This is a genomic window from Kitasatospora kazusensis (assembly GCF_039529945.1).
GTDB classification, from domain to species: Bacteria; Actinomycetota; Actinomycetes; order Streptomycetales; family Streptomycetaceae; genus Kitasatospora; species Kitasatospora kazusensis.
The window spans coordinates 167587-190917 of record NZ_BAAANT010000003.1 but is presented as its reverse complement, the minus strand read 5'-3'; the positions used below and the strand labels follow the sequence as shown (position 1 = coordinate 190917).

At 69.2% G+C, this 23331-nt stretch carries 25 protein-coding genes, 1 pseudogene and 1 riboswitch; of the genes and pseudogenes, 14 read left to right on the top strand and 12 right to left on the bottom strand.

Annotated features, from left to right (window positions below; translation table 11 throughout):
* Positions 1–405 precede the first annotated feature (405 nt).
* A complete protein-coding gene (locus tag ABD330_RS04585) occupies positions 406–990 on the bottom strand; it encodes a hypothetical protein (RefSeq protein ID WP_344460943.1) in 585 nt (194 codons plus the stop codon).
* Positions 987–1208, bottom strand: a complete 222-nt coding sequence (locus tag ABD330_RS04580; protein WP_344460942.1) for a hypothetical protein — start codon at positions 1206–1208, stop codon at positions 987–989. The genes ABD330_RS04585 and ABD330_RS04580 overlap by 4 nt, the downstream gene beginning before the upstream one ends.
* 178 nt (positions 1209–1386) lie before the next feature.
* On the opposite strand from ABD330_RS04580, the gene ABD330_RS32445 reads away from it, so the two are divergent.
* From ABD330_RS32445 to ABD330_RS04565, 3 genes and pseudogenes are all read left to right on the top strand, one after another.
* Positions 1387–1563: a CbrC family protein gene (locus ABD330_RS32445; RefSeq protein WP_425555445.1), complete on the top strand. Its 177-nt coding sequence runs from the start codon at positions 1387–1389 to the stop codon at positions 1561–1563.
* Positions 1496–1920: pseudogene (locus ABD330_RS04570) on the top strand (CbrC family protein). Before ABD330_RS32445 ends, ABD330_RS04570 begins: the two are co-directional and overlap by 68 nt.
* Positions 1921–2175: 255 nt before the next feature.
* Positions 2176–3408, top strand: a complete 1233-nt coding sequence (locus tag ABD330_RS04565) for a YqcI/YcgG family protein (protein ID WP_344460940.1) — start codon at positions 2176–2178, stop codon at positions 3406–3408.
* Positions 3409–3541: 133 nt separating this feature from the next.
* Here the strand turns inward: ABD330_RS04565 and ABD330_RS04560 are convergent, their stop codons facing one another.
* A complete protein-coding gene (locus tag ABD330_RS04560) occupies positions 3542–3700 on the bottom strand; it encodes a hypothetical protein (protein WP_344460938.1) in 159 nt (52 codons plus the stop codon).
* A gap of 66 nt (positions 3701–3766) precedes the next feature.
* Between ABD330_RS04560 and ABD330_RS04555 the strand changes: the two genes are divergently transcribed.
* The 3 genes from ABD330_RS04555 (at position 3767) to ABD330_RS04545 (ending at position 5782) form a co-directional block, all read left to right on the top strand.
* A protein-coding gene (locus tag ABD330_RS04555) for an IS3 family transposase (protein ID WP_344461099.1) occupies positions 3767–5013 on the top strand; the annotation gives its coding sequence in 2 pieces (ribosomal slippage) (positions 3767–4040 and positions 4040–5013; 1248 coding nt in all).
* A gap of 116 nt (positions 5014–5129) precedes the next feature.
* Entirely contained in the window at positions 5130–5282 is a 153-nt protein-coding gene (locus ABD330_RS04550) for a hypothetical protein (RefSeq protein WP_344460936.1), read from the top strand.
* 5 nt (positions 5283–5287) lie between these two features.
* Positions 5288–5782: a hypothetical protein gene (locus tag ABD330_RS04545; protein ID WP_344460934.1), complete on the top strand. Its 495-nt coding sequence runs from the start codon at positions 5288–5290 to the stop codon at positions 5780–5782.
* A gap of 135 nt (positions 5783–5917) precedes the next feature.
* On the opposite strand, the gene ABD330_RS04540 is transcribed toward ABD330_RS04545, so the two are convergent.
* Positions 5918–8689 (bottom strand): SpoIIE family protein phosphatase, encoded by a 2772-nt coding sequence (locus ABD330_RS04540; protein ID WP_425555444.1) that lies wholly within the window; start codon positions 8687–8689, stop codon positions 5918–5920.
* 295 nt (positions 8690–8984) lie between these two features.
* Positions 8985–10529 (bottom strand): FMN-binding glutamate synthase family protein, encoded by a 1545-nt coding sequence (locus ABD330_RS04535; protein ID WP_344460930.1) that lies wholly within the window; start codon positions 10527–10529, stop codon positions 8985–8987.
* Between the two features lie 335 nt (positions 10530–10864).
* Here ABD330_RS04535 and ABD330_RS04530 point away from each other — a divergent pair, with 335 nt between their 5' ends.
* The 3 genes from ABD330_RS04530 to ABD330_RS04520 are packed head-to-tail and all read left to right on the top strand — an operon-like array spanning position 10865 to position 12183.
* Entirely contained in the window at positions 10865–11329 is a 465-nt protein-coding gene (locus ABD330_RS04530; protein WP_344460928.1) for an SRPBCC family protein, read from the top strand.
* A gap of 56 nt (positions 11330–11385) precedes the next feature.
* Positions 11386–11724 carry an ArsR/SmtB family transcription factor gene (locus ABD330_RS04525; RefSeq protein WP_344461097.1) on the top strand — a complete coding sequence of 113 codons (339 nt, stop codon included), beginning with the start codon at positions 11386–11388 and terminating at the stop codon, positions 11722–11724.
* A gap of 18 nt (positions 11725–11742) precedes the next feature.
* Positions 11743–12183 carry an SRPBCC family protein gene (locus ABD330_RS04520; RefSeq protein ID WP_344460926.1) on the top strand — a complete coding sequence of 147 codons (441 nt, stop codon included), beginning with the start codon at positions 11743–11745 and terminating at the stop codon, positions 12181–12183.
* Positions 12184–12302: 119 nt separating this feature from the next.
* Here the strand turns inward: ABD330_RS04520 and ABD330_RS04515 are convergent, their stop codons facing one another.
* The 4 genes from ABD330_RS04515 to ABD330_RS04500 all read right to left on the bottom strand — a co-directional run bounded on the left by ABD330_RS04515 (position 12303) and on the right by ABD330_RS04500 (position 14716).
* A complete protein-coding gene (locus tag ABD330_RS04515; protein ID WP_344460924.1) occupies positions 12303–12674 on the bottom strand; it encodes an ArsR/SmtB family transcription factor in 372 nt (123 codons plus the stop codon).
* A gap of 154 nt (positions 12675–12828) precedes the next feature.
* Positions 12829–13602, bottom strand: a complete 774-nt coding sequence (locus ABD330_RS04510; protein WP_344460922.1) for a (2Fe-2S)-binding protein — start codon at positions 13600–13602, stop codon at positions 12829–12831.
* On the bottom strand, positions 13599–14483 hold the full coding sequence (locus ABD330_RS04505; RefSeq protein ID WP_344460920.1) for a CbtA family protein: 885 nt from the start codon (positions 14481–14483) through the stop codon (positions 13599–13601). The genes ABD330_RS04510 and ABD330_RS04505 overlap by 4 nt, the downstream gene beginning before the upstream one ends.
* 26 nt (positions 14484–14509) lie before the next feature.
* A complete protein-coding gene (locus tag ABD330_RS04500) occupies positions 14510–14716 on the bottom strand; it encodes a CbtB domain-containing protein (RefSeq protein ID WP_344461095.1) in 207 nt (68 codons plus the stop codon).
* Positions 14717–14786: 70 nt separating this feature from the next.
* Positions 14787–14860: riboswitch (cobalamin riboswitch) on the bottom strand.
* 283 nt (positions 14861–15143) lie between these two features.
* Here ABD330_RS04500 and ABD330_RS04495 point away from each other — a divergent pair.
* Genes ABD330_RS04495 through ABD330_RS04485 form a run of 3 tightly spaced genes read left to right on the top strand, consistent with a single transcriptional unit; the run spans position 15144 to position 17591 of the window.
* Positions 15144–15512 (top strand): hypothetical protein, encoded by a 369-nt coding sequence (locus ABD330_RS04495; RefSeq protein ID WP_344460918.1) that lies wholly within the window; start codon positions 15144–15146, stop codon positions 15510–15512.
* Positions 15502–15969: an E2/UBC family protein gene (locus ABD330_RS04490; RefSeq protein WP_344460916.1), complete on the top strand. Its 468-nt coding sequence runs from the start codon at positions 15502–15504 to the stop codon at positions 15967–15969. The genes ABD330_RS04495 and ABD330_RS04490 overlap by 11 nt, the downstream gene beginning before the upstream one ends.
* A gap of 2 nt (positions 15970–15971) precedes the next feature.
* Positions 15972–17591 (top strand): HesA/MoeB/ThiF family protein, encoded by a 1620-nt coding sequence (locus ABD330_RS04485; protein ID WP_344460914.1) that lies wholly within the window; start codon positions 15972–15974, stop codon positions 17589–17591.
* Between the two features lie 284 nt (positions 17592–17875).
* Here the strand turns inward: ABD330_RS04485 and ABD330_RS04480 are convergent, their stop codons facing one another.
* Positions 17876–18037, bottom strand: a complete 162-nt coding sequence (locus ABD330_RS04480) for a hypothetical protein (protein ID WP_344461122.1) — start codon at positions 18035–18037, stop codon at positions 17876–17878.
* Positions 18038–18078: 41 nt separating this feature from the next.
* On the opposite strand from ABD330_RS04480, the gene ABD330_RS04475 reads away from it, so the two are divergent.
* Together ABD330_RS04475 and ABD330_RS04470 are read left to right on the top strand one after the other, a co-directional pair.
* Positions 18079–18357, top strand: a complete 279-nt coding sequence (locus ABD330_RS04475; protein ID WP_344461093.1) for a DUF4189 domain-containing protein — start codon at positions 18079–18081, stop codon at positions 18355–18357.
* Between the two features lie 242 nt (positions 18358–18599).
* Positions 18600–20663: a phosphocholine-specific phospholipase C gene (locus tag ABD330_RS04470; protein ID WP_344460912.1), complete on the top strand. Its 2064-nt coding sequence runs from the start codon at positions 18600–18602 to the stop codon at positions 20661–20663.
* 149 nt (positions 20664–20812) lie between these two features.
* Here the strand turns inward: ABD330_RS04470 and ABD330_RS04465 are convergent, their stop codons facing one another.
* Both ABD330_RS04465 and ABD330_RS04460 read right to left on the bottom strand, forming a co-directional pair.
* Positions 20813–21688 (bottom strand): geranyl diphosphate 2-C-methyltransferase, encoded by an 876-nt coding sequence (locus ABD330_RS04465; RefSeq protein ID WP_344461091.1) that lies wholly within the window; start codon positions 21686–21688, stop codon positions 20813–20815.
* Between the two features lie 26 nt (positions 21689–21714).
* A complete protein-coding gene (locus tag ABD330_RS04460; RefSeq protein ID WP_425555449.1) occupies positions 21715–23007 on the bottom strand; it encodes a family 2 encapsulin nanocompartment cargo protein terpene cyclase in 1293 nt (430 codons plus the stop codon).
* Positions 23008–23331: the final 324 nt, after the last annotated feature.

The window sequence follows — 23331 nt, the reverse complement described above, 5'->3', positions numbered from 1 at the left end:
GCGAACGTAAAGTCCTCGAACTCCCGCTGGCGCTGCCTACGGGTCCGGTGGACAGCGGTCACCGCACCCCACAGCACCGTCAGCGCGGTAACCACGCCCGCGCTCGCCGTGACAGCCGGCCAGTCCCAGTCCCGGCTCACACCATCCAGGTTGCCGCCAATCGTGAGGTTCAGCCACCCCATCCCGGCACCAGCGGGTCAGGCCGGAAGGCACAGAGTCCGAGAGCCGGACCCAGGCCCCCGGAGCCTGGCCCCGCAGACTGGAGGCAGGCTAGGACGCCCTGCCCTGAGGCGCGGACGGATCGAGACGTAGCTCGCTGACCAGAGAAAACACATATGGGGAAATGGTTTGTGTCCGTCCTCGGACACCAGCAGAGACCCCACTTCATGTGGGGTTTTTCTGTTTCTACGGCCTGGCGTGACAAACGCCGTGACCAACAGGATTGATCTTGCTCCAGAGCAGGACTGACAGCCCAATCCTGCTCGACGTGCTCGCGGCCAACTTCCTGGCCCCGTCCTTCCGACTGTGCCCGTACCGGGCCATCGTGTAGCCGGGCGAGTGATGCCGGACGTTCGCCGAGACCTCTACCGGATTCTCCCCGGCTTCGAGATCGTTGGTCACCTTGCTGTGACGCCAGTCATGGATGCGGAAGTCCTCCGGCAGGCCCGACCGAGCCCGCAGCGTCCGCCACCGGGCTGACACCTTCTCCGGGGCCTGCGGGCCACCGGGCCGGCCGTCCTTGAACAGCTTGAAGCCGTCCCGGGCAAACACGAGAGCGTGATCGTTCCACTCAGCGCCGAGACGCTCCATCTCGGCCTGCTGCCGTTCCCGCTGCCACTTGAGAACGTTCATGACGGCCTGGTCCACGTAGATCACGGCGTTGTCGTCGCCGTCCTTGGTGAGCCTGCGAAGCCGGAACGTGTTGCCTTCCTCGACCACCACCCGTCCCAGGGCTTCGGCGTAGTCGCGTGATGTCCGGTTCGTGATCATGTGAGCCCGAGGAACTGAAGGGGGCGGCGGGGGTCGCGGGCGTTGCGGCGGAGGCTGGCCGCGATGTTCTTCGCGTCGGCTGTCCGGAGGGCTCCGATGGCGAGGTTGCGCCAGGTGGCCATCGCGCGGGGCGCATTGCCGGTCCGCAGCTGGGAGCCGTCCTGCGACTTCGCACCGCCGTCGCCAACGGCGACCTCGACCCCTACTGGCGCTTCCACACCGCCCGCGAGCACGAGCGCCTCTACCCCACCCCCGACCAGCAGGACTTCGACCTCACCGCTTGATCACGGGCCCGCTTACGGACAGACTGCGACCCATGAGGTTCACAGGAATGCCCGCCGACGCACAGACCACCGTCGTCGATGCGGACCTCTCCCTGCAGCGGCAGGCCCACCAGTGAGCACCAGCCTGCCTTTCTTCCGCTACCACCCCGACCCCGTCGCAAACGAATCCATCCGCGAGAGCGCCGAGACCTGCGCCCGCTGCAACCCGCAGCACGGGGTGGATCTACACAGCGACCTTCTACACCGCCCAAGACGTCAGCGGGAGATTCTGCCCCTGGTGCATCGCTGACGGCAGCTCCGCTGAACGATTCGAAGGCGAATTCACCGACGCATACGGCCTCGACGGCGTCAGCGAGGAGACCCTGGCGCAGGTCACCCGCTGCACCCCGGCTTCCACGCATGGCAGGATCCGCACTGGCTCGTCCACTGCAACGACGCGGCCGCCTTCATCGGCGAGGTCGGATACACCAAACTGGCGGCCCACCCCGAGGCACTCGACCAGCTCCGACTCGACCTGCGTATGGGTGGATGGCACAACGCGTCCCAGCTCGAGAACTTCCTGACCCACCTCGGACACGGGGCGAGCGCCATGCTCTTCCGCTGCACCATCTGCGGCACCCATCTCGCCTACGCCGACGCTTCGTAGCCACGGCCAGCTCGGCACGCGCCTTTCCCTTCAAAGGATCTGCACCCAAGTCGGTTGGCCGCTTGACTGCACCCCAGCCACCTCCTCGCGGCTCATATGGTCAGCCACCATCCATGCTCAGCACGGTTGCGGCCAGAGCATTGGCTGCGCACGCTAGAAGGAGCGGTGCGGGTCGAGCTACGTGGAGCCCCGAAGATCCAGGCCTGCGACCTGCAGCCCTGTCGTTTGAATCCATCTTTCCTCAAGGTGATAGACATGCCGGCACTCTCTATTTCTGAGGCTCAAACCGCTGTCCGCAACATGGTGGATAATTACGGCGGATACTGGCATCCCACATCCGCCGCCTTCTATCTCTATGAGCATGTGACTGAGCTCGACGTACCACCCGACCCGAGCGAAACGCAGAGCGACAATATCGCCAAGCACCTAATTGAGATCTTTGTAACTAGCATCTGCCTAGCTGGGCAGTACAGTGTCGATCTAAATCGCGCCTACAAGGATGCCAAGTACAGAATCGAACTCGGGGCACTGGCCGATGACCTCCGCACCCGACGCAATGTCGACCTATCGGAACTGATACGAGAAATTAAGAATCAGACGGCTGAGGTTTGCCGAACAATCACCTTCTATGAGCTCGACAGGCTGCCCCTAGACGCACTGGAGCTCCCCAGCCTCCAGGAGGGCATACCTCGATTGCATGCAACTATAGTCGAGGCATTCACGGTCATGAATAAATCATTTCGATCCGCCTTCAGGGAGAAGTTACGGAAGGCGGCGGATTCTCATCGATTTGCACGCCACTTCGACCCCGGGACTGCTTCCTGCATTGACCTCTTCAGGAAGATTCAACAGAGTTCTGCATGCCCATTTGCCGAGAATTCTCGCCTTTGGGGAGCCCCCTCCTATGAATCGACTCAGTCGATACGCGAGAATCTGCGCTCCTCGCTTCCCATCTTGGCTTCATTCACCCGAGTGGCCCAGAAAGAGGTCCTGGACGGCTTCCTGTACGCCTTCCCGGTAGGGACTTTTGGCGATGACATTCCCAGCCTCTGCAAGCTCGTAAAGACTTTCGTAGCGTTCCTCATGGCCAATGACCCCGTAGGCCCCCGAACGCTCTCGCGAGATCAAATACTCTCCCCTGAATGGCACTTTTCATTTGACGGCGAGGACTATTTTGTAAATGTTTTCTCGCCATGCTATGCCAACGATCACACTCGATATACTCACGGAGTACGCGACTGGATATTCCTCATCCTCCAGCCGGACTCATCATTCCATTACAGGATCCCGCCGGAACGATTCGATGCAACGCGCCGCCTCATCCGGGAGAAGTTCGACAACATTTATCAGGAGTACGAGCACCAGAAGCTAGAGGCGCATAGATTCATTCTTCCCGCAGCACACTCAGACCCGCCAATCGCATGGTATGACGCAGAAGAGTTTGTTGAAAACATCGGAGGCTATTACATGTCCCCAGATGTTGAGTAGCACTGACCGCTCATACTCGCGACTGGGCGACCGCATCCTTGCGTCGCCGTCAACCGCAGCGTTCTGGCTCGGCCAGTGCCAGCGCGCCGCCTTCGGCACGCCCTCGCCTGTGTAAGGCCGCCGGGGGCGCCAGCTACGGCGGGTTCATGCAGCCGTCGAAGAAGCCACCCCGGTCCACAGCGATCTTCTGTTCGGCTGTCAACTTCGACCGCTCCGCCTGGCACTGCTCCTTCACGCCAATCGGACCGCCACCGTTGAGCAGCGCCTGCTGGGCGTAGCGGCCGACAGCCACGGACGCCTTCCGTGAACCGCTCCGGGTTTGACCGAGGCTCGATCATTTGGAAGGGTCGAGTCCGTTATGCGAAAGCCATACCCGAAGGACGTCCGGGACCGGGCCACACGCCTGGTGCTCGAGACGCGTGATCAGTACAAGACCGAGTTCGAGGCGATCCGTTCGATCGGCGCCAAGCTGGACGTGGGCGCGGAGACGCTGCGCAAGTGGGTCCGCCAGGCCGAGGTCGACGGCGGCCTGCGGTCGGGCACCACGACCGAGGAGTCCTCCGCGATGAAGGCCCTGAAACGGGAGAACGCCGAGCTCAAGCGGGCCAACGAGATTCTGAGGGCCGCGGCGAGTTTCTTCGCGGCCGAGCTCAACCGGCCACACACACGCTCGTAGCGTTCATCGACGAGCGCCGGGACCGCTCCGGCGGAATCGAGCCGATCTGCAGGACCCTCACCGGGCACGACTGCAGCATCCACCCGTCCACCTATTACACCCACAAGCAGGGCAAGCCCTCCGCGCGGGCCGTGCGCGACGCGGAGCTGACCGACGTCATCAGGCGGATCCACCGCGAGAACTACGACGTCTACGGGGTCCGCAAGATGTGGGCCGCCCTCAAGCGGGCCGGCCACACCGACGTGGCGCGCTGCACCGTCGAGCGGCTGATGAAGGCCGCCGGCCTGTCCGGAGCCGTGCGCGGCAAGAAGGTCGTCACCACCGTCCAGGACGAGGACCAGCACGTCCAGCGGGCCCTGGACCGGCTCAAGCGGCAGTTCGTCGCCTCCGCCCCGAACCGGGTCTGGGTCGCGGACTTCACCTACGTGCAGTCCTGGTCCGGCACCGTCTATGTCTCCTTCGTCGTCGACACCTTCAGTCGGCGGATCGTGGGCTGGGCGGCCGCCACCAGCAAACGCACCCCACTGATCCTGTCGGCCCTGGAGATGGGGCTGTGGCGACGCGATCGGGCGGGAAACCCAGTCCGTGCACGGGAGTTGATCCATCACAGCGACGCCGGGTCGCAATACACCAGTTTCCGCCTGGCCGCCCACCTGGCGAAAGAGGAGATCGCGGCGAGCATCGGCACCGTCGGCGACGCCCTCGACAACGCCCTGATGAAATCGATCATCGGTCTCTACAAGACCGAGGTCATCAAGCCCCGCGGTCCTTGGCGCACGCTGGCCGATGTCGAGATCGCCACCGCCGAGTGGGTCGAGTGGTTCAACCAGGCCCGGCTCTTCAGTGAACTCGGCCACATCCCGCCCGCCGAATACGAAGCCAACTACTACCAGCAACAACCAAACATGCAGGTCACAGCCGCAACCTGAAGTCTCGAACGAACCCGGGGCGGTTCAACTTCATCAGTACCGGCTCCTTCGCAGAGTCCAAGGCGTGGCGCGCCAAGCAGCGAAGCCTCATCCCGCAGGGCAAGTTCGACGTGGCGATGAAGATGGACATCGGCATGATCCGCAAGATTCACGGCACGAAGTACGACGCCGCCATCAAGGAGATGGTCGACTCCCTGCCCCACAACAAGGCCTTCCAGAAGCACCTTGGGGACAACGGCTGGAAGATCCGCACCTGCCTCCTAAAATGACAGCCATGGACATCGAACTGGACCCGCCGAACGGCATCACCGGATTCCCTCTGGGCATGCCCGCAGAAGCCGTCAAGTCGGCCGCCGCGGAGCTGGGACGGACCCGGGTGTCCAACGAGGGCTCCATCAGCAAGTTCCGTCCCATGAAGGTGCTCGCGCTGCACCCGCAGTTCGAAATCGTGTTCCACATCAAGGACGGAAAGACGCTCGACGCTGCGGAGGTGTGGATCCCTCAGCCCGGCCCCGAGGAGATCACGGTCCGCTTCCGCGGCATCGACGTCTTCCGCACTCCCGCCCTCCAGCTGCTGGAGCAACTGGAGGCGATGGGCCTGACCGTACTGCACGACGAACCCAACTACTGGACCGTGCCCGGGCTCTCCCTCGGTTTCACCCGCGTCGCCGGGCACGAGGTCCCGCTCGACACCGACGGCGAACCACTGTACTTCCAGGCCATCCTGACCGGCTCGACCGACTACTACGACGAACTCGGCAACGGTTAGATTTGCCACCCGGCTTCCAGGTATCGGAGCGAGCGGGGTTTCCTCGGTGCTGACAGCGCCGCGCCCGCAGGGAGCACCCAGACGATCATCGCGCCCGCCCGCCCCGAGCAGCGGCGTCCTCGGATCGGTGCGACGTCACCGGAGGCGCCCCGGGGGTTCCTTCCCGTTCTGACTCTCGTTCCCGTTCGGGTTCGCCTTCTCGTCCAGGCCGGTGGCCGAGGCGGGAAGCGGCTGCTCCGCCCAGATGATCTTGCCCTGCGAGGAGTACCGCGTGCCCCAGCGCCGGGTGAGCTGGGCCACCATGAACAGCCCGCGGCCGCCCTCGTCCGTCGACGCCGCGTACTTCAGATGTGGTGAGGTACTGCTGCCGTCGGACACCTCGCAGGTCAGGCCGCGATCACGCAGCAGCCGCAAGCGCACCGGCGGCGAGCCGTAGCGGATGGCGTTGGTGACCAGTTCGCTGAGTACCAGTTCCGTGCCGAAGGCCAGGTCGGCCAGGTCCCACTCGTCGAGCGTGGCGGCGGCCCACGCCCGTACGTCGGCGACGGCGGCCGGATCGGACGGCACCTCCCGCTCGGCGACCCGGTCCGCACCGAGTACCCGGGTCCTCGCTATCAGCAGCGCCACATCGTCCTGCGGACGGGCCGGCAGCAGGTCGTCGACCACGGCCTGGCAGTTCTCCTCGGGCTGCCGGTCCTGGTGGGAGAGGAGCGCCTGGCGCAGCAGTTCCATGCCGATGTCGAAGTCCCGGGTGCGGTCCTCGACCAGTCCGTCGGTGTAGAGCACGATCTGGGTCCCTTCGGCCAGGTGAACCTGCGCCGTCTCGAACGGCATCCCGCCCGCACCCAGCGGCGGGCCGATCGGAAGCTCCGGGAAGTCGACGCTGCCGTCGGGCCTGAGCAGCGCGGGTGCGGGGTGTCCGGCCGTCGCGATGGTGCAGAGCCGGGACACCGGGTCGTAGATCGCGTACAGGCAGGTGGCTCCCGTGACGCCGGTCCCGGTGCCGCTGTCGGTCTCCTCCTGGTCGATGCGGTCCACGAGTTCGTCGAGGTGGCCGAGCAACTCGTCCGGCGGGAGGTCGAGGGCCGAGAAGTTGTGCACCGCGGTGCGCAGCCGGCCCATGGTGGCTGCGGCGTGCAGCCCGTGACCGACGACATCGCCCACCACGAGGGCGACCCGGCTGCCCGGCAGGCTGATCACATCGAACCAGTCGCCGCTGACTCCGGACTGTGCGGGCAGGTAGCGGTGCGCGACGTCGAGGGCGCTCTGTGCCGGGAGGGCACGCGGCAGCAGGCTGCGCTGCAGGGTCACGGCCATGGCGTGCTCACGGGTGTAACGGCGGGCGTTGTCGACGCTGACCGCGGCCCGCGTGACCAGCTCCTCGGCCAGCGACCGGTCCTCGTCGTCGAACGGCTCGGGCTTCTGGGACCGCCAGAAGTTGGCGACGCCGAGGATGATGCCGCGCGCCGCCAAGGGCACCGTGATGAGCGAGTGGACTCCGTACTCGATGATCCGCCTGGTCCACTCCGGGTCCTGGACCTGCCAGCCGTGGGCGACCGACAGGTCGGGCACGACCTGGGACCGGCCACTGCCGAACCCCCGGGCCTGAGGAGTGGAAGGGACGAAGGCGATCAGTCTGCCGGGCGGGTAGAAGGGATGGTCCTCGCGGATCCCGTTGACCGTGACACGGCGCAGGTCCATCCCGGTGCCGGTGGGCTCGTCCCCCTGCAGGACGGGGTCGGCGAGGTCGACGGTGACGAAGTCCGCGAGACCGGGGACGGCGACCCGCGCCAGTTCCTCGGCCGTGCGCACGACGTCGAGCGTCGTGCCGATGCCCACGCCGGCCTCGTAGAGCAGGGCGAGACGGTTGCCGGCCACCTCGGCCCGGCCGGACAGTGCGAGGAGTTCGGTGGAGTCACGGATCGTTGCGACCGTTCCCATCGCGCCCCGATGGCGGTCGGTCGGCCGTTGGTTCACCGCGAGCAGTCGGCCACCGCAGCGGTGCATCTCGTCCGTCGCCTCCCGGCCCGACAGCAGCAGTTCCGCGGTGCCGGGGTCGAGGTCCCGCAGTTCGCGCAGGTGCCGGCCCTCCGCGTCGGCCGGCAGTCCCAGAAGCTCCCTCGCCTCGTCGTTCACCAGGAGCAACCGCCCGTCCTGCCCGACGATGACCACGCCCTCCCGCACCGCGTGCAGGACGGCGTCATGGTGCTCGTACATCCTGGTCATCTCGGCCGGGCCCAGACCGCGCGTCTGCCGCTTCAGCCGCCTGGCGACCAGAGCGGTCCCGGTCGTGGCCACCGCGAGTGCGGCGGCGCCGGCGCCGAAGATGACGGGCAGCTGCCGGTTGTCGGTCGTGGTGACGTTCTTGACCTTGAGCCCGGCCGACACCAGGCCCACGACCGACCCGTCGGGCGCCTTGACCGGAACGATCGCCTGGACCTCGTGGCCGAGCGGCCCGTACACGCTCTCCGTGTAGACGCGGCCGGCCAGCGAAGGGCCGATCGTTCCGACGAACGGCTTGCCGATCCGGTCCGGCAGGGGGTGCGTGTAGCGGATTCCGTGGGTGTTCATGACCACGATGAAGTCGACTCCGGCCGGTCCGCGCGTCGCCTCCGTCAACGGCTGGAGTATCGCCGTCGGATCGGGCGACTTCAGCGCCGCGAGGAGGCCGGGAGAATGCGCGAACGTCTCCGCGACCGCCACCGACCGGTTGCGGGCCTCGGCGTCGCTGGCGCGCCGCGACTCCAGGACCAGCGCCAAGATGGCGCCGAGGACGAGCAGCAGCACGACCGCGACCTGCAGCACGAATACCTGTCCGGCAACGCTGCGGGTCTTCTTCCCACCGGGACTCTTCGCGATCGGTGACCGCTCGGTTTCGATCCGAATTCGGTCGTTTTGTTCGACCATGCGTCCTTTCTAACACCACGGCCACGGTGACTACGAAGCCTCGGCGCCGGCTCGGCGGAGGAACTCCTGTGCACCGACGCGGCGTCGAACCACCGGATCGATGTACATCGGCGACTCGGACCGCGAGCTGCGCGCCGACGAACGAGTCACCGAAGCCGCCCGCCGGGCTTACGCGCACATCGGCTTGCTCGCACCGCGCCGGTAGGACTCCAGGACGGCGTCCTGGCCCGCGCCCGCGCCGCCGCCCCCGCGCGAGGGCGGGTACGGCGGCGTGGCGCTCACCGCCGGCGGTGCGTCAGACGGCCGGCTTGTAGACGGGGGCGGGGGCAGGGGCGAGCAGCGCCGTGATCTCGTCGGCGAGGTGCGGGCCGAGCCGGCCCCAGCCCTCCTTGTAGCCGTAGACGCCGGCCAGGGTGCGGGCCTCGTAGTCGCCGTTGAGGATCTCGATGTCCTCGGCCGTGATGAGGGCCGGGTGCACGACGCCGACGGCCGACGAGACCTTGATCAGCTCCTTGCGCAGAGTGCGCAGGTAGACGGCGGCCCGGGTGGCCTTCGACTCCGGGTCGAGGCCGCGGGCCAGCCACGGATTCTGGGTGGCTATGCCGGTGGGGCACTTGTCGGTGTGGCACTTCTGCGCCTGGATGCAGCCGATCGACATCATCGCCTCGCGGGCCACGTTGATCATGTCGGCGCCCAAGGCGAAGGCGACCACGGCGTTCTCGGGCAGGCCGAGCTTGCCGGAGGCGATGAAGGTCAGGTCGTCGGTCAGCCCCAGCTCGGCGAACGTGCCGTAGACCCGGGAGAAGCCCATCCGGAACGGCAGCGACACCGAGTCCGCGAACATCCGCGGCGCTGCCCCGGTGCCGCCCTCGCCGCCGTCGATGGTCACGAAGTCGACACCGCGGTCGCCCCGCGCCATCAGCGTGGCCAGCTCCTGCCAGAACTCCATCTCGCCCACCGCGCTCTTGACCCCGACCGGCAGACCGGTCTCGGTGGCCAGCAGCTCCACGAAGTCGAGCATCGAGTCGACGTCGTGGAACGCGGTGTGCCGCGACGGAGAGGCACAGTCCTGGCCCACCGGGATGCCGCGGATCGCCGCGATCTCCGCGGTCACCTTCGCGCCCGGCAGCATCCCGCCCAGCCCCGGCTTGGCGCCCTGGGAGAGCTTGATCTCGATGGCCTTGACCGGGGCTCCGGCGACGACCTCCTTGAGCTTGTCGAGGCTGAAGCTGCCGTCCTCGTTGCGGCAGCCGAAGTACGAGGTGCCGATCTGGAGGACGAGGTCGCCGCCGTTGCGGTGGTGGGGCGAGAGACCGCCCTCGCCCGTGTTGTGCATCGTGCCCGCCAGCGCCGCACCCTTGTTGAGCGCCGTGATGGCCGCGCCGGAGAGCGAGCCGAAGCTCATCGCCGAGATGTTCACCACGCTCGCCGGACGGAACGCCTTGGCGCGCCCGCGCGGCCCGCCCAGCACCTTGGCCGAGGGCAGCGGGGCCTGCGGGTCGTGCGCGTCGGGCAGCGGGCCGGCGAAGGTGCGCTGCTTCAGGTAGGCGTGGCCCTGCACGTGCTCGACGTCGACCTCGGTCCCGAAACCGAAGTAGTTGTTCTCCTCCTTCGCCGACGCGTAGATCCAGCTGCGCTGGTCACGGCTGAAGGGGCGCTCCTCCTCGTTGGAGGTCACGATGTACTGCCGCAGCTCCGGCCCGATCGTCTCCAGCAGGTACCGGGCGTGTCCGATCACCGGGAAGTTCCGGAGCAGTGCATGCCGCTTCTGGACGAGGTCGCGGGCAGCCACCAGGGCCACCGCTGTTGCGGCGACGGCGCCGATTCTCCGGGCGTGCATGAACGTTCCTCCTCGATGAACGACTCCATCGCCGTGTGGTGGGAGTCGTTGTGCCGTGTTGTACGTGGCGTGTTGTACGTGGCATGGGCGACGGGCACGGCCGGTCAGGCGTCAGCGTCCGCCGAAGAGTGCGCAACGATAGTAGGAGGCCGCGCGGGCGGGCCTGCGGCCAGGGTGCCGGACCGGCCTTCGGCTCCGCCGGGACCTGATCCGCGTCGGCGTCGCTGCCCTGCGCCCGCTGCTCCCCCGCCCCCGAGCGCAACCGATGGTTGCACATGACACCGGAGCGCCCTAGAGTTATATGCAACCAAAGGTTGCGAGTGGAGGAGAGTGGGATGGAGTACGGGAGCATCGCACGGGAGATCCGCATCGACGCGGCGCCCGAGGTCGTCTACGAGGTCGTCAGCAGGCCCGAACACCTGCGGGAGTGGTGGCCGGACGAGGCGGAGCTCGAACCGGTACCCGGCGCCACCGGGGTCATCACGTTCGGCACCCGGACGTCCCCGGACGCCAAGGTCGCGCCGCTCACGGTGGTGGAGGCCGAACCGCCGAAGCGGTTCTCCTTCCGCTGGGTGTACGACGAGGGCGAGAGGGCCACGGCGGCCAACTCGCTCCTGGTGACCTTCGAGCTGGTCCCGTCGGGCACGGGCACGCTGCTGCGCTTCACCGAGGAGGGCTTCCGGGAGAAGGGCTGGGAGGCGGCCGTGCTGGAGGAGGCGTACCGCGACCACGTCACCGGCTGGGACCACTTCCTGCCCCGGCTAGTCGCCTACGCCGCCCGGCTGGCGTCGACACCGTGAACACCCCCGCGAACATCGCCCTGAACGAGACCGTGGACCAGGCCGTGAACAAGTCCGTGGACCAGGCCGTGGACGACGAGCTCTGGTCCGCGGTGGGCGACCCCATCCGGCGGCGGATGCTCGACCTGCTGCTGAGCGGCGACGGTGGGACGGCGACCACGCTCAGCGCGCAGCTGCCGGTCACCCGGCAGGCGGTCGCCAAGCACCTCGGTGTCCTCGGGCGGGTCGGGCTGGTCCGTGACGCGCCCGCCGGACGCGAACGCCGGTACGAGGTCGACGAGGCCCGACTCGCCCGCGCGGTCGCCCAGCTGTCCTCGGTCGGAGCCGGCTGGGACGCCCGGCTTCAGCGCATCAAGCGCATCGCCGAGGCGATCCAGCGCAGCCGAGAGGACTGACAGGAGAGAGGTATCGACATGGTGGACATCCTGCACAGGATCGGAGTCACGTCCTCCCCCGAGGCCGTCTACGCCGCCCTGGCCACGATCGACGGCCTGGCCGGCTGGTGGACCGAGGACACGGAGGGCGACAGCGAGGTCGGCGGGGTCATCCGGTTCCGCTTCGGGCCCGGCGGGTTCGACATGAAGGTGCTGGAGGCCGAGGCCGCCGAGCGCGTGCTCTGGGAGGTCGCCGGCGGTCCCGAGGAGTGGATCGGCACCCGGGTCCGCTTCGAGCTCGGGCAGGAGGAGGGGTACACGATCGTCCTCTTCCGGCACGAGGGCTGGCGGGAGCCGGTGGAGTTCATGTACCACTGCAACACCAAGTGGGCGACCTTCCTGCTGAGCCCCAAGAAGCTGGTCGAGACCGGCAAGGGCGACCCGGCGCCGCACGACGTCAAGATCAGCAACTGGCCTTGAGGGCCGCGTCCGGCGTCCCGGCACAGCCCCCCACCGTCCATCACCGCGCGGGCGGCCGGGGGCCGGGGTCGGGACGGCACCGGTGTCACGGACGGATGCGGCTCGACCCGGCCGGGGCGTCAGGCGTTCGGGCTCACGAGGAGGTCGAGCATCCCGGCGAGCCCGGTGTCACCGAGCCGGTACCGCACCACGCGGCCCTCCTTGGTCGCGACGACCAGGCCGGCTTTCCGTAACAGTCGGAGTGCCTGGGAGGCGGCGGTGTCGCTGAGACCGGCGGCCAGGGCGAGGTCGGAGACGGGGATGGATCCGGCATGGCGGATGGCGAGCAGCAGCGCGAGCCTGCCGGGTTCGCCCAGCAGTGCGAGCCGGGTCGCCGCCCTGGCGACACGGTCACGGTCGCCGATCCCCTCGACCGCGTGGCACAGGGCGACTTCGTCGATCGCGCGCCGGGGCGCGCGATCCACGGCCGGCGCCTGCGGGTCCTCACTCATGAACCTCTCCTGCCGCGACACTCGCGACGCTCGTGGCGGCGCAACTCTCGTGACGCGCGCGGCTTTCGTGACTCGCGTGGCTCGCGCGGCTCTGTGGGATTGCCGGCGTCGAGGCCGAGGTGCCCGGGCGCTCCCGCCCCGTCCGGGGAGGTGCTCAGGAAGGGTTCGACGAGCGCCGGGCGGTCGCGGGGGAGGTGAGGGCGCAGTCGCCGCACAGCGCACCGGCGTGATCCGGTGCGGCCCGGTAGATGAGGCAGCAACTGCGGCGGCGGAAGCCGCTGCCGTCGACGGCCGAGGTGCCGGCTCCGCGCAGGGGCGGCAGTTCCAGCAGGCGGGCGGCGAGTTCGCGCGCCCGCGCGGCCAGTTGCGGGGAGGACCGGCCGATGGCCGTGGCCGCACCGTTGACCGCCGACGCGGTGTTGCCCCACAGGATGTGCGGCGAGACGGAGAAGCCGGCGAACGCTTCGGCCAGGTCCCGGACCGTACCGTCGAGCAGTTCTGCCGCCAGGCGCCCGGCGAGTTCTGCCGGATCGGCGACGGGATCGGGTGCCCGGAGCGGCAGTGACAGCGGGAACAGACCGCCGGGAGTCGGCTGCCACCTGGCCTCCCGCAGGTCGTACCGGAGCAGTGCGCCGTCGAGGACGGCGACGGCGAACGCCGGTGATGCCAGCCGGGCGACCAGCCCCAGGTGGGTCACCGAGGCGGCCACGCGCTCCTCGACGGCCTCCGGCGGCTGACCGCCCGCCGCCGCGAGGTGGCCGCGGACGGTGGCCACCCGGTCTCGCAACACCGCTGGATCGTCCAGGAGTTCGGCCATCGGCCGCCATGACCCGTCGGCCCGGTGCGCCGCGTGGGTGCGGTAGGCGAAGAAAGGCCCGAGGGCCGCGACCCTGTCCGGCGTCGCGGCCCTCGGTGCCGTCCGTGTCATACCGCGCCGACCGGCTCTGGGCCGGTGGTCGGGGTCGTCGCCTTGGCTGCCTTGGCGGCCTTGGCGCCGGGGGCGAGCAGGCGCTCGGCCATCGGCCCGAAGACCAGGCCCAGTACGGCCCACAGCAGCAACTGCGCCGCCACGGAGTAGAAGCGGAAGCTGAAGAGGGTGTCCGCCGGGAAGCCCGGGTAGACGATGGCCCCCTTGGCGTCGGTCAGCGGGAGCGGGGTCTCGGTCGCGTGGTGACCGTACTCCTGGACGTTGTCGGACAGTTCACCGAGCGAGGGCAGCAGCGCCATGACGACGCCGATGGCCAGCACGTAGGCTCCGACGGCCAGCAGGGTGGCGTTCCAGTTCCCGAAGCGGGCCTGCAGGCGCTTGCCGAGCCAGACCGCCGCGACCAGGAACACGATGGAACACAGGACCATGGCCAGGTACAGGTTGCCCCGGTCACGGATCGTCTCGGGGTGTCCGATGGACGGCGGGTTGGCGGGGTACTTGACGAACGGCACGAAGTACATGCCGAGGAACCCGCCCAACGCCACCAGCATCGCCAGGACGCGCGGACGCAGCTTGCCCGTCCGGCCCAGGCAGACGGCGTAGGCCACCGCGAACAGTGCGCCCATCGCCGTACCGAAGAGGACCATGCCGACACCGATACCGATGTTGGCCTGGATCGTCCGGCTGAAGATGTCGGGGCCGCCCATGTCCATCGGCAGCCCGGCGGCCTTGTCCAGCACCCCCTGCGCGGCGTCGCGTCCGCTCTCGTAGTCGATCGCCGCGGCGATCTGCGGTTCGGCGAAGACCCGCGCGAAGAGGAACGCGAGCAGGCCTGCTACTGCGCCGGCGATCACGCCGCGCAGGATGAGTCTCTTTTCCATGTCTGGTTGTTCGCTGCTTCCGCTCGTCAGTGGCAGGGGAAGCCGAGGAAATGCCGCGAGTCGTGAACGAACTCGTGGATGTGCATGTCCTTGCCGAACACGGAGTAGGCACCCTGGTCGACGCCGATGAAGTAGTAGACCATCAGCGCGATCAGCGCGGTGCCGATGAGCCAGAACACGGCCTTCGACGCCGGCATGACCACCGGGATGGGAAGGGCGGCAGGGCCGGACATACTGCTCACAGTTGAGCCTCCTTCAGGGGATCGTGCGTCCCGCTTTTCGAGTGGAGCGAGTGATGGCGCCGTATCTGACTCGCGGACCACCCGGAGGCGGCTCGCATACAGTGGCGCGACCGTGCTGGAGTCTCACCAGCTTCCTTACGCCATCACTACCTTCCGTAGCGTAGAGGCGCCTGCGGCGGCCGTCAATCGCCCTCGCGCGCCGGACGGCACGGAGGGCGTCGGCCGCCCGGCTCGCGCGGTGCGGGCGTGTTCCCGGGTCCGTGGCCGGTCGGATACCGCCGGTCCCTCCCGGCCGTAAAGGCGCCGGGAAGCGCCCGCGCGCAGCGGGTAGCACTTCTGACGGAGTGTCAACCAGAAGATCCGCCAGCCCTGTTGATGTTTCCCGACGGCCCATCAGGAATCGTCGGCCGAAGCGACAGTGCAGGCCCTCGCCCGGAGCGGCGGACCGGGCGGCGCTCAGGTTCGCCCGGTTTCCGCCCTGGCCGCGCCCAGCCGCTCTGCTGAGCTGGACGGTGACAGCAGCGGGACCGGCGGGTCATCCGGCCGGATGCGAGAAGCAGCGGGGAAGCAGGAGATGGGACGATACGTGATCAACGGTGAAGTGGTCGACGTGCGGGAGGACCGGCCGATCGGGGCGCATCTCAAGGAGGCGGCCGGGATCAACGGGGACGACTGGGTCATGGTGACGATGCCGAACGGCCAGATCCTGCGGCTGCCCGACCAGGATCCCCTGCCGTCCGAGGTGACCGACGTGACGATCGTGCCCCGCTACCAGTATGGCCACTGACCTGAGCGCGGCCGGCCGCCGCAGGAGCCGGCTGCAGGCCGAGGTGCAACTGCTCGCCCAGCGCTATCGCGACGTCAGTTTCGACCGGCAGGACGCCAGTTGGGTGCACATCGGCAGGTTCCCGGTACCGGGCGGCTGGAACAGGCCGCAGGTCGAGATCCTCATCGACGTCCCGCACGGCAACCCCGGGTACCCGTCGGTGGCCCCGCAGTGGTTCTGGACCGACCGCGACCTCAGGACGTCCGACGGCCGCGCGATCCAGCACTTCTTCACCTCCGGCGGCTCCAGCCTCGCGGACCGGAGCTACACCACCAAGGGGTGGGGGCACTTCTGCATCCACGTGACGTCCTGGCTCCCTTCGAGCGGCCTGCGCATTCGGGAAGGGCACAACCTGCTCTCCTACCTCGACCTGATCGCGGCCGTGTTCCGCGACCGCCAGCGGCTCGCCGGAGGATGACCGTGAATGTCGAGATCGTCTTCCCGGGCCCGCAGTGGGAGCTCCTCCGACGGCACCTGTTCGAGGCGGTACCGGATCCCGATACCCGCAGCATCCCCGGCGCCCCCGGTGCCCCGAGTGCCCCCGGCACCCCCGGCGTCGACGAGGGGCTCGCGTTCGCCCTGGCCGCGCCGGTCCACTCCCCGGCAGGCGTACGGCTGACCGTCCGCGAGATCCTCCCGGCCCGGCCGCAGGACCTGGAGCACCGGTCGCCGGTGGCCATCGCGCCCACCGCCGACTTCGTCGCGGCCGCCCTCACCCGCTGCCGGCAGGAGGGGTGGAGCCTGATCGAGGCGCATTCCCACCCCTTCGACCACGGTTCCGGGACGACCTTCAGCGGCGTCGACTGGTCCAGCGACCGGGCGAAGATGCCCCGGGTGGCCGGTCTGCTGCCCGAGAACGCCCTGCACGCGACGATGGTGCTCGGCCGGTCGCACCTCGACGCCCACTACTACGACCGGAAGTCGGCGAGCATCCGGCCGATCCACCGGGTCCGCGTGCTCGGCGCGGTCGGCGCGGTCGGCGCGGTCGGCGGCCGGGTGGACGCCCCACAGCTGCTGCGCATCACCCCGACGAGCAGCGCGGCGACCGCACCGCCGACCGCACCGACCGCACCGCGCCGGCGGGCATGGGGGCGGCACCGCCAGGACAGCGGCGGAGCCGCCGACGACCAGCGCTACGACCGGCAGATCCCGCTGATCGGTCGGGAGACCCAGCAGCAGCTGGCGGAGACGACCGTCGCGATCGTCGGGCTCGGGGGGCTGGGCTCCTTCACCGCGCTGGAGTGCGCGCACCTCGGGGTCGGCAGGCTCGTCCTCGTCGACCCGGACACGGTCGAACCCTCCAACCTCAACCGGCTGATCGGAGCGACCGAGGCGGCCGTCGGGCGGCCCAAGGTCGAGGTGTACGCCGACCTGGTCCGTGCCGTCGCACCGGCGTGCACCGTGGACACGGTGCAGGACTCGATCCTGAGCTCCGACGCGCTGGGCCCGGTGCGCGCGGCGGACCTCGTCCTGGGCTGTGTCGACAGCCACGGTGCCCGGCTGGTCCTGAACCAGCTCGCCGTCCAGTACGTCATCCCCTACCTCGACGCCGGCAGCGGTGCGCGCCTCGACGACGCACACCGGGTCAGCCGTCTCGGCGGACAGGTCCAGGCCGTCCTGCCCGGGCTGGGCTGCCTTGAGTGCCGGGGCTTCATCGACGCGCGCCGGGCGGCCTTCGACCTCGCGCCCCAGCACATCCGGTCCCGGGAGATCGCGCACGGCTACGGCACCCGTGAACCGGCACCCTCGGTGGTGTTCCTGAACGGCCTGGTCGCCTCGCTGTTGGTGGCGCAGACCGTACAGCTGCTCTCCGGCACGACGCCGACCGCACACGCGGGCCCGGTGCCGGCGATCACGCTCTGCGATGTGCTCACCCCCTCTCTCCTCCCCGTCGCAGCCGGACCCGTCGACGCGTGCCCCACCTGCGGGGCCGACGGTGTGACCGCTCTGGCCGATCTCTCGCCGCTGCACAGTGCGACCGCGTCGGCCCCGCCACCGGCCGTCGGCCGCACCGGGATCGGTGGTCGTCCGGATGCCTGACCCGATCCCCACCAACCGGAACGTCGGGCCGCAGCCCGAGGAACCTCCGCTGCCCCCTCCGGTCCGGCCCGGTCCACCGCCGCAGCGCCCTGCCCAGCGCCCGCCGGGCCGCACCGGCGGTGGCGGCGTTGCGGCCGGGGCGGTCGTCCTGGTGGCCGTCGGGGTCGCGGCCGTCCTGGCCGGCCACCACTCGGGCAGTCCGCAGGCCGCAACCAGGCCGCCCGCCGCCTCCCCCTTCGCCCACGTCTTCACGCCACCGCACGACCTGTTCTCCGTTCCGCCCGTTACACACCTCCCCGTCCCGCCACCACCGCCACCACCGCCACCGCCACCGCCACCACCTCCACCTCCGCCACCTCCACCGCCACCACCGCCACCACCGCCACCTCCACCTCCGCCACCTCCGCCACCTCCACCTCCGCCACCGCCACCTCCACCTCCGCCACCTCCACCACCTCCACCGCCGAGGCCCAACTACTACGGCGCCATAGCCGTCAGCCGCGACGGCAGTACCGGCAAAGCCTGGGACTACAGTGCCGTGGCCGCCGCCGATCAGGCGGCGCTGAACAAGTGCCCCCGCACCGACTGCAAGGTCCTGGTGTCTTTCGTCAACAGTTGCGGCGCCATCGCGTACAACCCCGGCACCCGCCAGTACTGGGGCGGTAGCGGTGCCACCGAGACCGAAGCCGAGAACAGTGCGATCTCCCATGCGGGCGGCGGGAATTGGATCACCTGGGTGTGCACCACGCGGTACAGCACCACCTGAGCGCCTCCGCCGGGAGGACGGCGTCCGGGCAGCCGCGCCCGGACGCCGCGCCCGGCGGCCGGGACTCCGTCCGACCGGCACGGCGCCCGCAGGCCGGCGAACGTTGCTGATCGATGACGACCCGGCGTCAAGTGTTCACGCCACTTCATCTCCCCGCTACCGTGCTACCGGCCGGTAGACATCTGGCTGGCCGACAGTCCCCTAGCCAGAAGCTGTATGTACCTCTTTCCAGGAGGCCCCACGTGTCGCCCGTCACCCGCCGCACCTTCCTCGGCTCCGCCGCCGCACTCGGCGCCGCCATCGGCCTGGACTCGCTGCCCGGCGCCGCGCCCCGCGCGGCGGCCGCCACCACCGGGACGATCAGCGACGTCAAGCACGTCGTCGTGCTGATGCAGGAGAACCGCAGCTTCGACCACTACTTCGGCTCGCTGCGCGGCGTACGGGGATTCGGCGACCGTGCCACCATCCAACTCCCGGACGGCAACAGCGTCTTCAACCAGGCCAACGGCAGCGGCCGGCAGTACCCGTGGCAGCTCAGCGGGACCAGCACCTGGTGGTGGGGCAGCAGCGGCGAGACGCTGGCCCAGTGCGACGGCTCCCTCGACCACTCCTGGTCCACCCAGCACCAGGCGTGGAACAACGGGAAGATGGACTCCTGGATCGCCGCCAAGGGCTCGCCGCGGACGATGGGGTACATGAACCGCTCGGACATCCCGTTCCACTACGCGCTGGCCGACGCCTACACCATCTGCGACGCCTACCACTGCTCGATCCTGTCGGCCACCGGCCCCAACCGGACCTACCTGTGGTCCGGCACGATCGACCCGAACGCCACGGCGGGCGGCCCGGCCTACGACGGCGGCAGCGAGAGCGGCCTGCACTGGCAGACCTACGCCGAGGCGCTGCAGAACGCCGGGGTGAGCTGGAAGGTCTACCAGAACGCCTCCGACAACTTCGGTGACAACGCGCTGGCCTACTTCAACCAGTTCACCGGTGCTGCGAGTTCGAGCCCGCTGGCCCAGCGCGGCATGGCATCGGTGCGGAGCACCGGCTCCACGCCGGACGACATCGCGGCCGCGATCAAGGCCGACGCGGTCGCGGGCACGCTGCCGCAGGTCTCCTGGGTGGTCGCCAACCAGCTCTTCTCCGAGCACCCCGACGGCCCGCCGGAGAACGGGGCGCACTTCGTCAACCTCGTCCTGCAGGCCCTGGCGGCGGACCCGGCCACCTTCAACTCCACCGCCCTGTTCCTCAACTACGACGAGAACGACGGCTTCTTCGACCACGTGCCGCCGCCCGTGGCACCCACCGGCACCCCCGACGAGTTCTACTCCGGCACCAACATCGGCCTCGGCTTCCGGGTCCCGATGGTCATCGCCTCCCCGTGGACCCGCGGCGGCTACGTGGACTCCCAGGTCTACGACCACACCAGCGTCATCCGCTTCCTGGAGACCTGGACCGCCGCCCTCGGCACCCCGGCCGTCTGCCCGAGCATCAGCGCCTGGCGCCGCCAGGTCTGCGGCGACCTCACCGGCGCCTTCGACTTCACCAGGCCCGTCTACGGGCTCCCCGCCCTGCCCGACACCAGCGCCACGATCAGCCAGGCCACCGCGAACGTGCAGGTCAACCCGAGCCCGGGCAACAACGCGATGCCCTCCCAGGAGAGCGGCACCAAGCCCGCCCGCGCGCTGCCCTACCAGCCGAACGCCTGGGTCGACCGGATCGAGTACGACGCCGACAACAAGATCCTGCTCTGGATCGACATGGCCAACCAGGGCCCGCAGGCCACCGCCTACGCGCACTACTCGATCTACGCGAATGCTCACCGCACCGGCGGCCCGTGGCAGTACACCGTCGCCCCGTACAACGCCTCGGCCGGCACCGACGGCAGCGCCCGCGACTTCTTCAACATCGGCGCCACCTACGGCAACGGGCAGTACGACCTCACCGTGGTCGGCCCCAACCGCTTCCTGCGCCACTTCACCGGCGACGCCACCGCCGCAGGGAAGACCGCCGAGGCCACCACCTCGTACGCCCCCGCGCCGGACACCGGCAAGCAGGCGCTCTGGTTCACCATGACCAACACGGGAACGGCTGCCGTCACCTTCACCGTCACCTCGAACAACTACCGCAGCGGCACCTGGACCTACCAGGTCGCCCCCGGGGCCACCGCCTCGGACTACTTCAACGCCGTGTCCGTCGCCCAGGGCTGGTACGACTTCACGGTCACGGTCAGCGGCGACACCGGCTGGTCCCGCCGGGTCACCGGCCACATCGAGACCGGCGCCACGAGCATCAGCGGCTGACGGCCGGCACCCCCGGCCACGGACCGCACCTGCTCCGGACCGCACCGGTCCGGAGCAGGGCGGGAAGAGCGCGCAGCGGCGCCCCGAACCGGTGACGACTTGTCGACATCACTGGTCCGGGGCGCCCTAGCGCCGTGTGCGGGGGCCGGTCAGACCCGGTCGGCGGCGATCAGCAGGTACTGGAAGGAGCCGTCCTTGTAGGACTCCAGGAACGCCTCCTCGATGCCGGTGACCAGCGAGGAGGTGGCCCGCAGCTCCCAGTAGGGCAGGGTGTCCGGGGTGAGGTCGATGACGGCCTGCGGGACGAGGCGGTTGTCGGCCATCGCGCGCAGGTACTCCCGGCGGGAGTGGATGTTGCACTCGAAGTGGGCGTTAATCTGCGAGACCCACTTCGAGGGCTGCCCGTAGACCGGGTTCCAGCAGCCCGTGATGGTCACGTACCGGCCGCCGACCGACAGGACGCGGGAGTGCTCGGCCATCAGGTCGTCCAGGTCCACGTACATGCTGGACTCGTTGTTCCAGGAGCCGGCCGCCGAGCCGGTCTCGAACGGCATGTCCAGCATGTTGCGGACCTGCGAGCGGACGTGCGAGTCGATGCCGAGCTGGCGGACCCGCTGGTTGGCGAAGTCGGCCTGCTTCGCCGAGAGGGTGAGGCCCTCGACCCGGCAGCCGAAGCGCTGGTGCGCCATCACCATCGAGCCGCCCCGGCCGCAGCCGGCGTCCACCAGCATGCCGTCGCGCGGGACATGGCCGAGGTGGTTGAGCAGCACGTCGGCCTGGGCGGACTCCAGCCGGTGCAGCTCGGCGATCACCTTCTTCTCCCGCTCGCTGTCACCGGGGTCGCCGAGGGCCGCCTGGTCGACGTCCCCGATGCCGTAGTGGTGGTGGTAGAGGCCGTCGACGTCGCCGAGCTTCAGGTTGACCGGGCGGGCCTCCTGGTCCCAGTAGCGGGCGATGTCGTCCTGGTACGGCGTCGCCGGGCCGGGGATCGCGGGCGTGGTGCCGGTGGCAGGGGTGATGTCCATCGTGGTCACTTCGGTCAGCTCCTTGGTTACCAGAAATCGGGCAGGCTGTAGCGGTAGGTGTTGGTGCAGTGCCAGTGGTGGTTTCCGTCCACCCAGGCGGCCACGCCGCGCAGGAAGCGGAGCATCGCCGGATCGGGCCGGGTGGCGGCCAGCACGGCCGCGGCGGACTCGAAGGCGTGCATCAGGTCGTTGTGCACCTCGACCGCCTTCAGGTAGGCCTCGCGGTCGGTGCAGTCCTCACGCTCGGCGATCACCACCGGCAGGTTGAGGTGGTGCCCCGGAGCGGCGAGCTCCTTGGTGTACGAGTAGAGGTCGTTGACGATCGTGGTGGCGTTGGAGGCGAGCGCGATGACGCGCTGCATGGCGGGCAGGGCGTGCAGGTCCGCGGGGAGTTCGTAGCCGCCGACGGTGTCGGTGATGGTGGGACAGGGGCGGAAGTTGTTGAACTGGCGCATCGCCAGGTACTCCCACACCTGCGGGCGGTACTCCGTCTCCGCCCAGGCCGCCTCGGCGAGGTACCCCAGGTGCAGGCGCGCCATGTCGTGCCGGAACCGGTCCGACTGGGCGGGCGTGGCGGCCTCGGTGAAGTAGTCCATCGCGGAGCGGTAGGCGCGCCGTGGGGCGTCCGCGAGGAGCGACTCCTCCCAGTGCGGCCGGTACTCCTCCGTGGTGTACAGCGGGTCGAGCGCGGTGTGCGCCAGCAGGAGCCGGCCGCCGAGGCCGACCGGTGAACCGCCGTGGTCCTCGCAGTAGAGGTCGTCCAGCGCGTTCTCGGCCGCCATCAGCCTGGTGGCGAGCATCAGGTGGTCGATGCTGGGGGCGTCCGGGTGGCAGACGACCAGGTACCGGCCGAGCGAGAACCCGTCGAACTGGTCCTCCCACTCCGGCGGGTACAGCTGGACCTCGTCCAGGGCCCAGGCCTTGACCCGCCGGCTCACCTCGGCCACCCGCTCGGGGTCGGGCTCGGGGACGGGGTGGTAGTAGAGGCCCGGGATCGGCCGGCCCGGCTCGGGCGCTCCGTCCCGCTCGGGCGGCACCGGGCCCTGCGGCACCGTCGCGCCCTCCGCCCCGACCGCCGCCCCGACCGCCGTCGCGCCCTCCGGCGGCTCCGCCGCCGTGTCCGGCGCCGACCAGTCGAGCGGGTTCAGGCCGGACGTGCCGAGTCCGCTGGGGCCTCTCAGAATCTTTTCGAGCGCGTTCGAATTCATGGCCGCACCACCGCGAGGCCGCCGTTCGGCGACGTCGATTCGGACCCGGCGGCCACGGAAAGCGGCCTCGCCCGACGGGCGGACGGGCACGACCGTGGTTTGGCGGAGAATCCCGTACCGGGCATTGACCACTCCTTCAATAAAGTTGCCGAGTCTTTCGGGCGACGTGACCGCGAGCATGGGCGACAGCCGCCGCCCACCCGGCACACGGCCGGATGCGGGTGTGCGCGAACCCCGGCGCCATTCCGGTTTTCGCGCGTCGCGGTTCGGTTCGCACGCCATTACGCAGCAATCAAATATCTTTTCGCCACCCGGGGGAGGCAATTGCAATCGAGCCGTTGTCGAGCGCTCGCCTCGATACTAGGGGCTGAAGAATGCGTTTGTCCTGAACGGTGGATTCTTCAGTTAATATGCCTATCATTCGTACATTTGTTG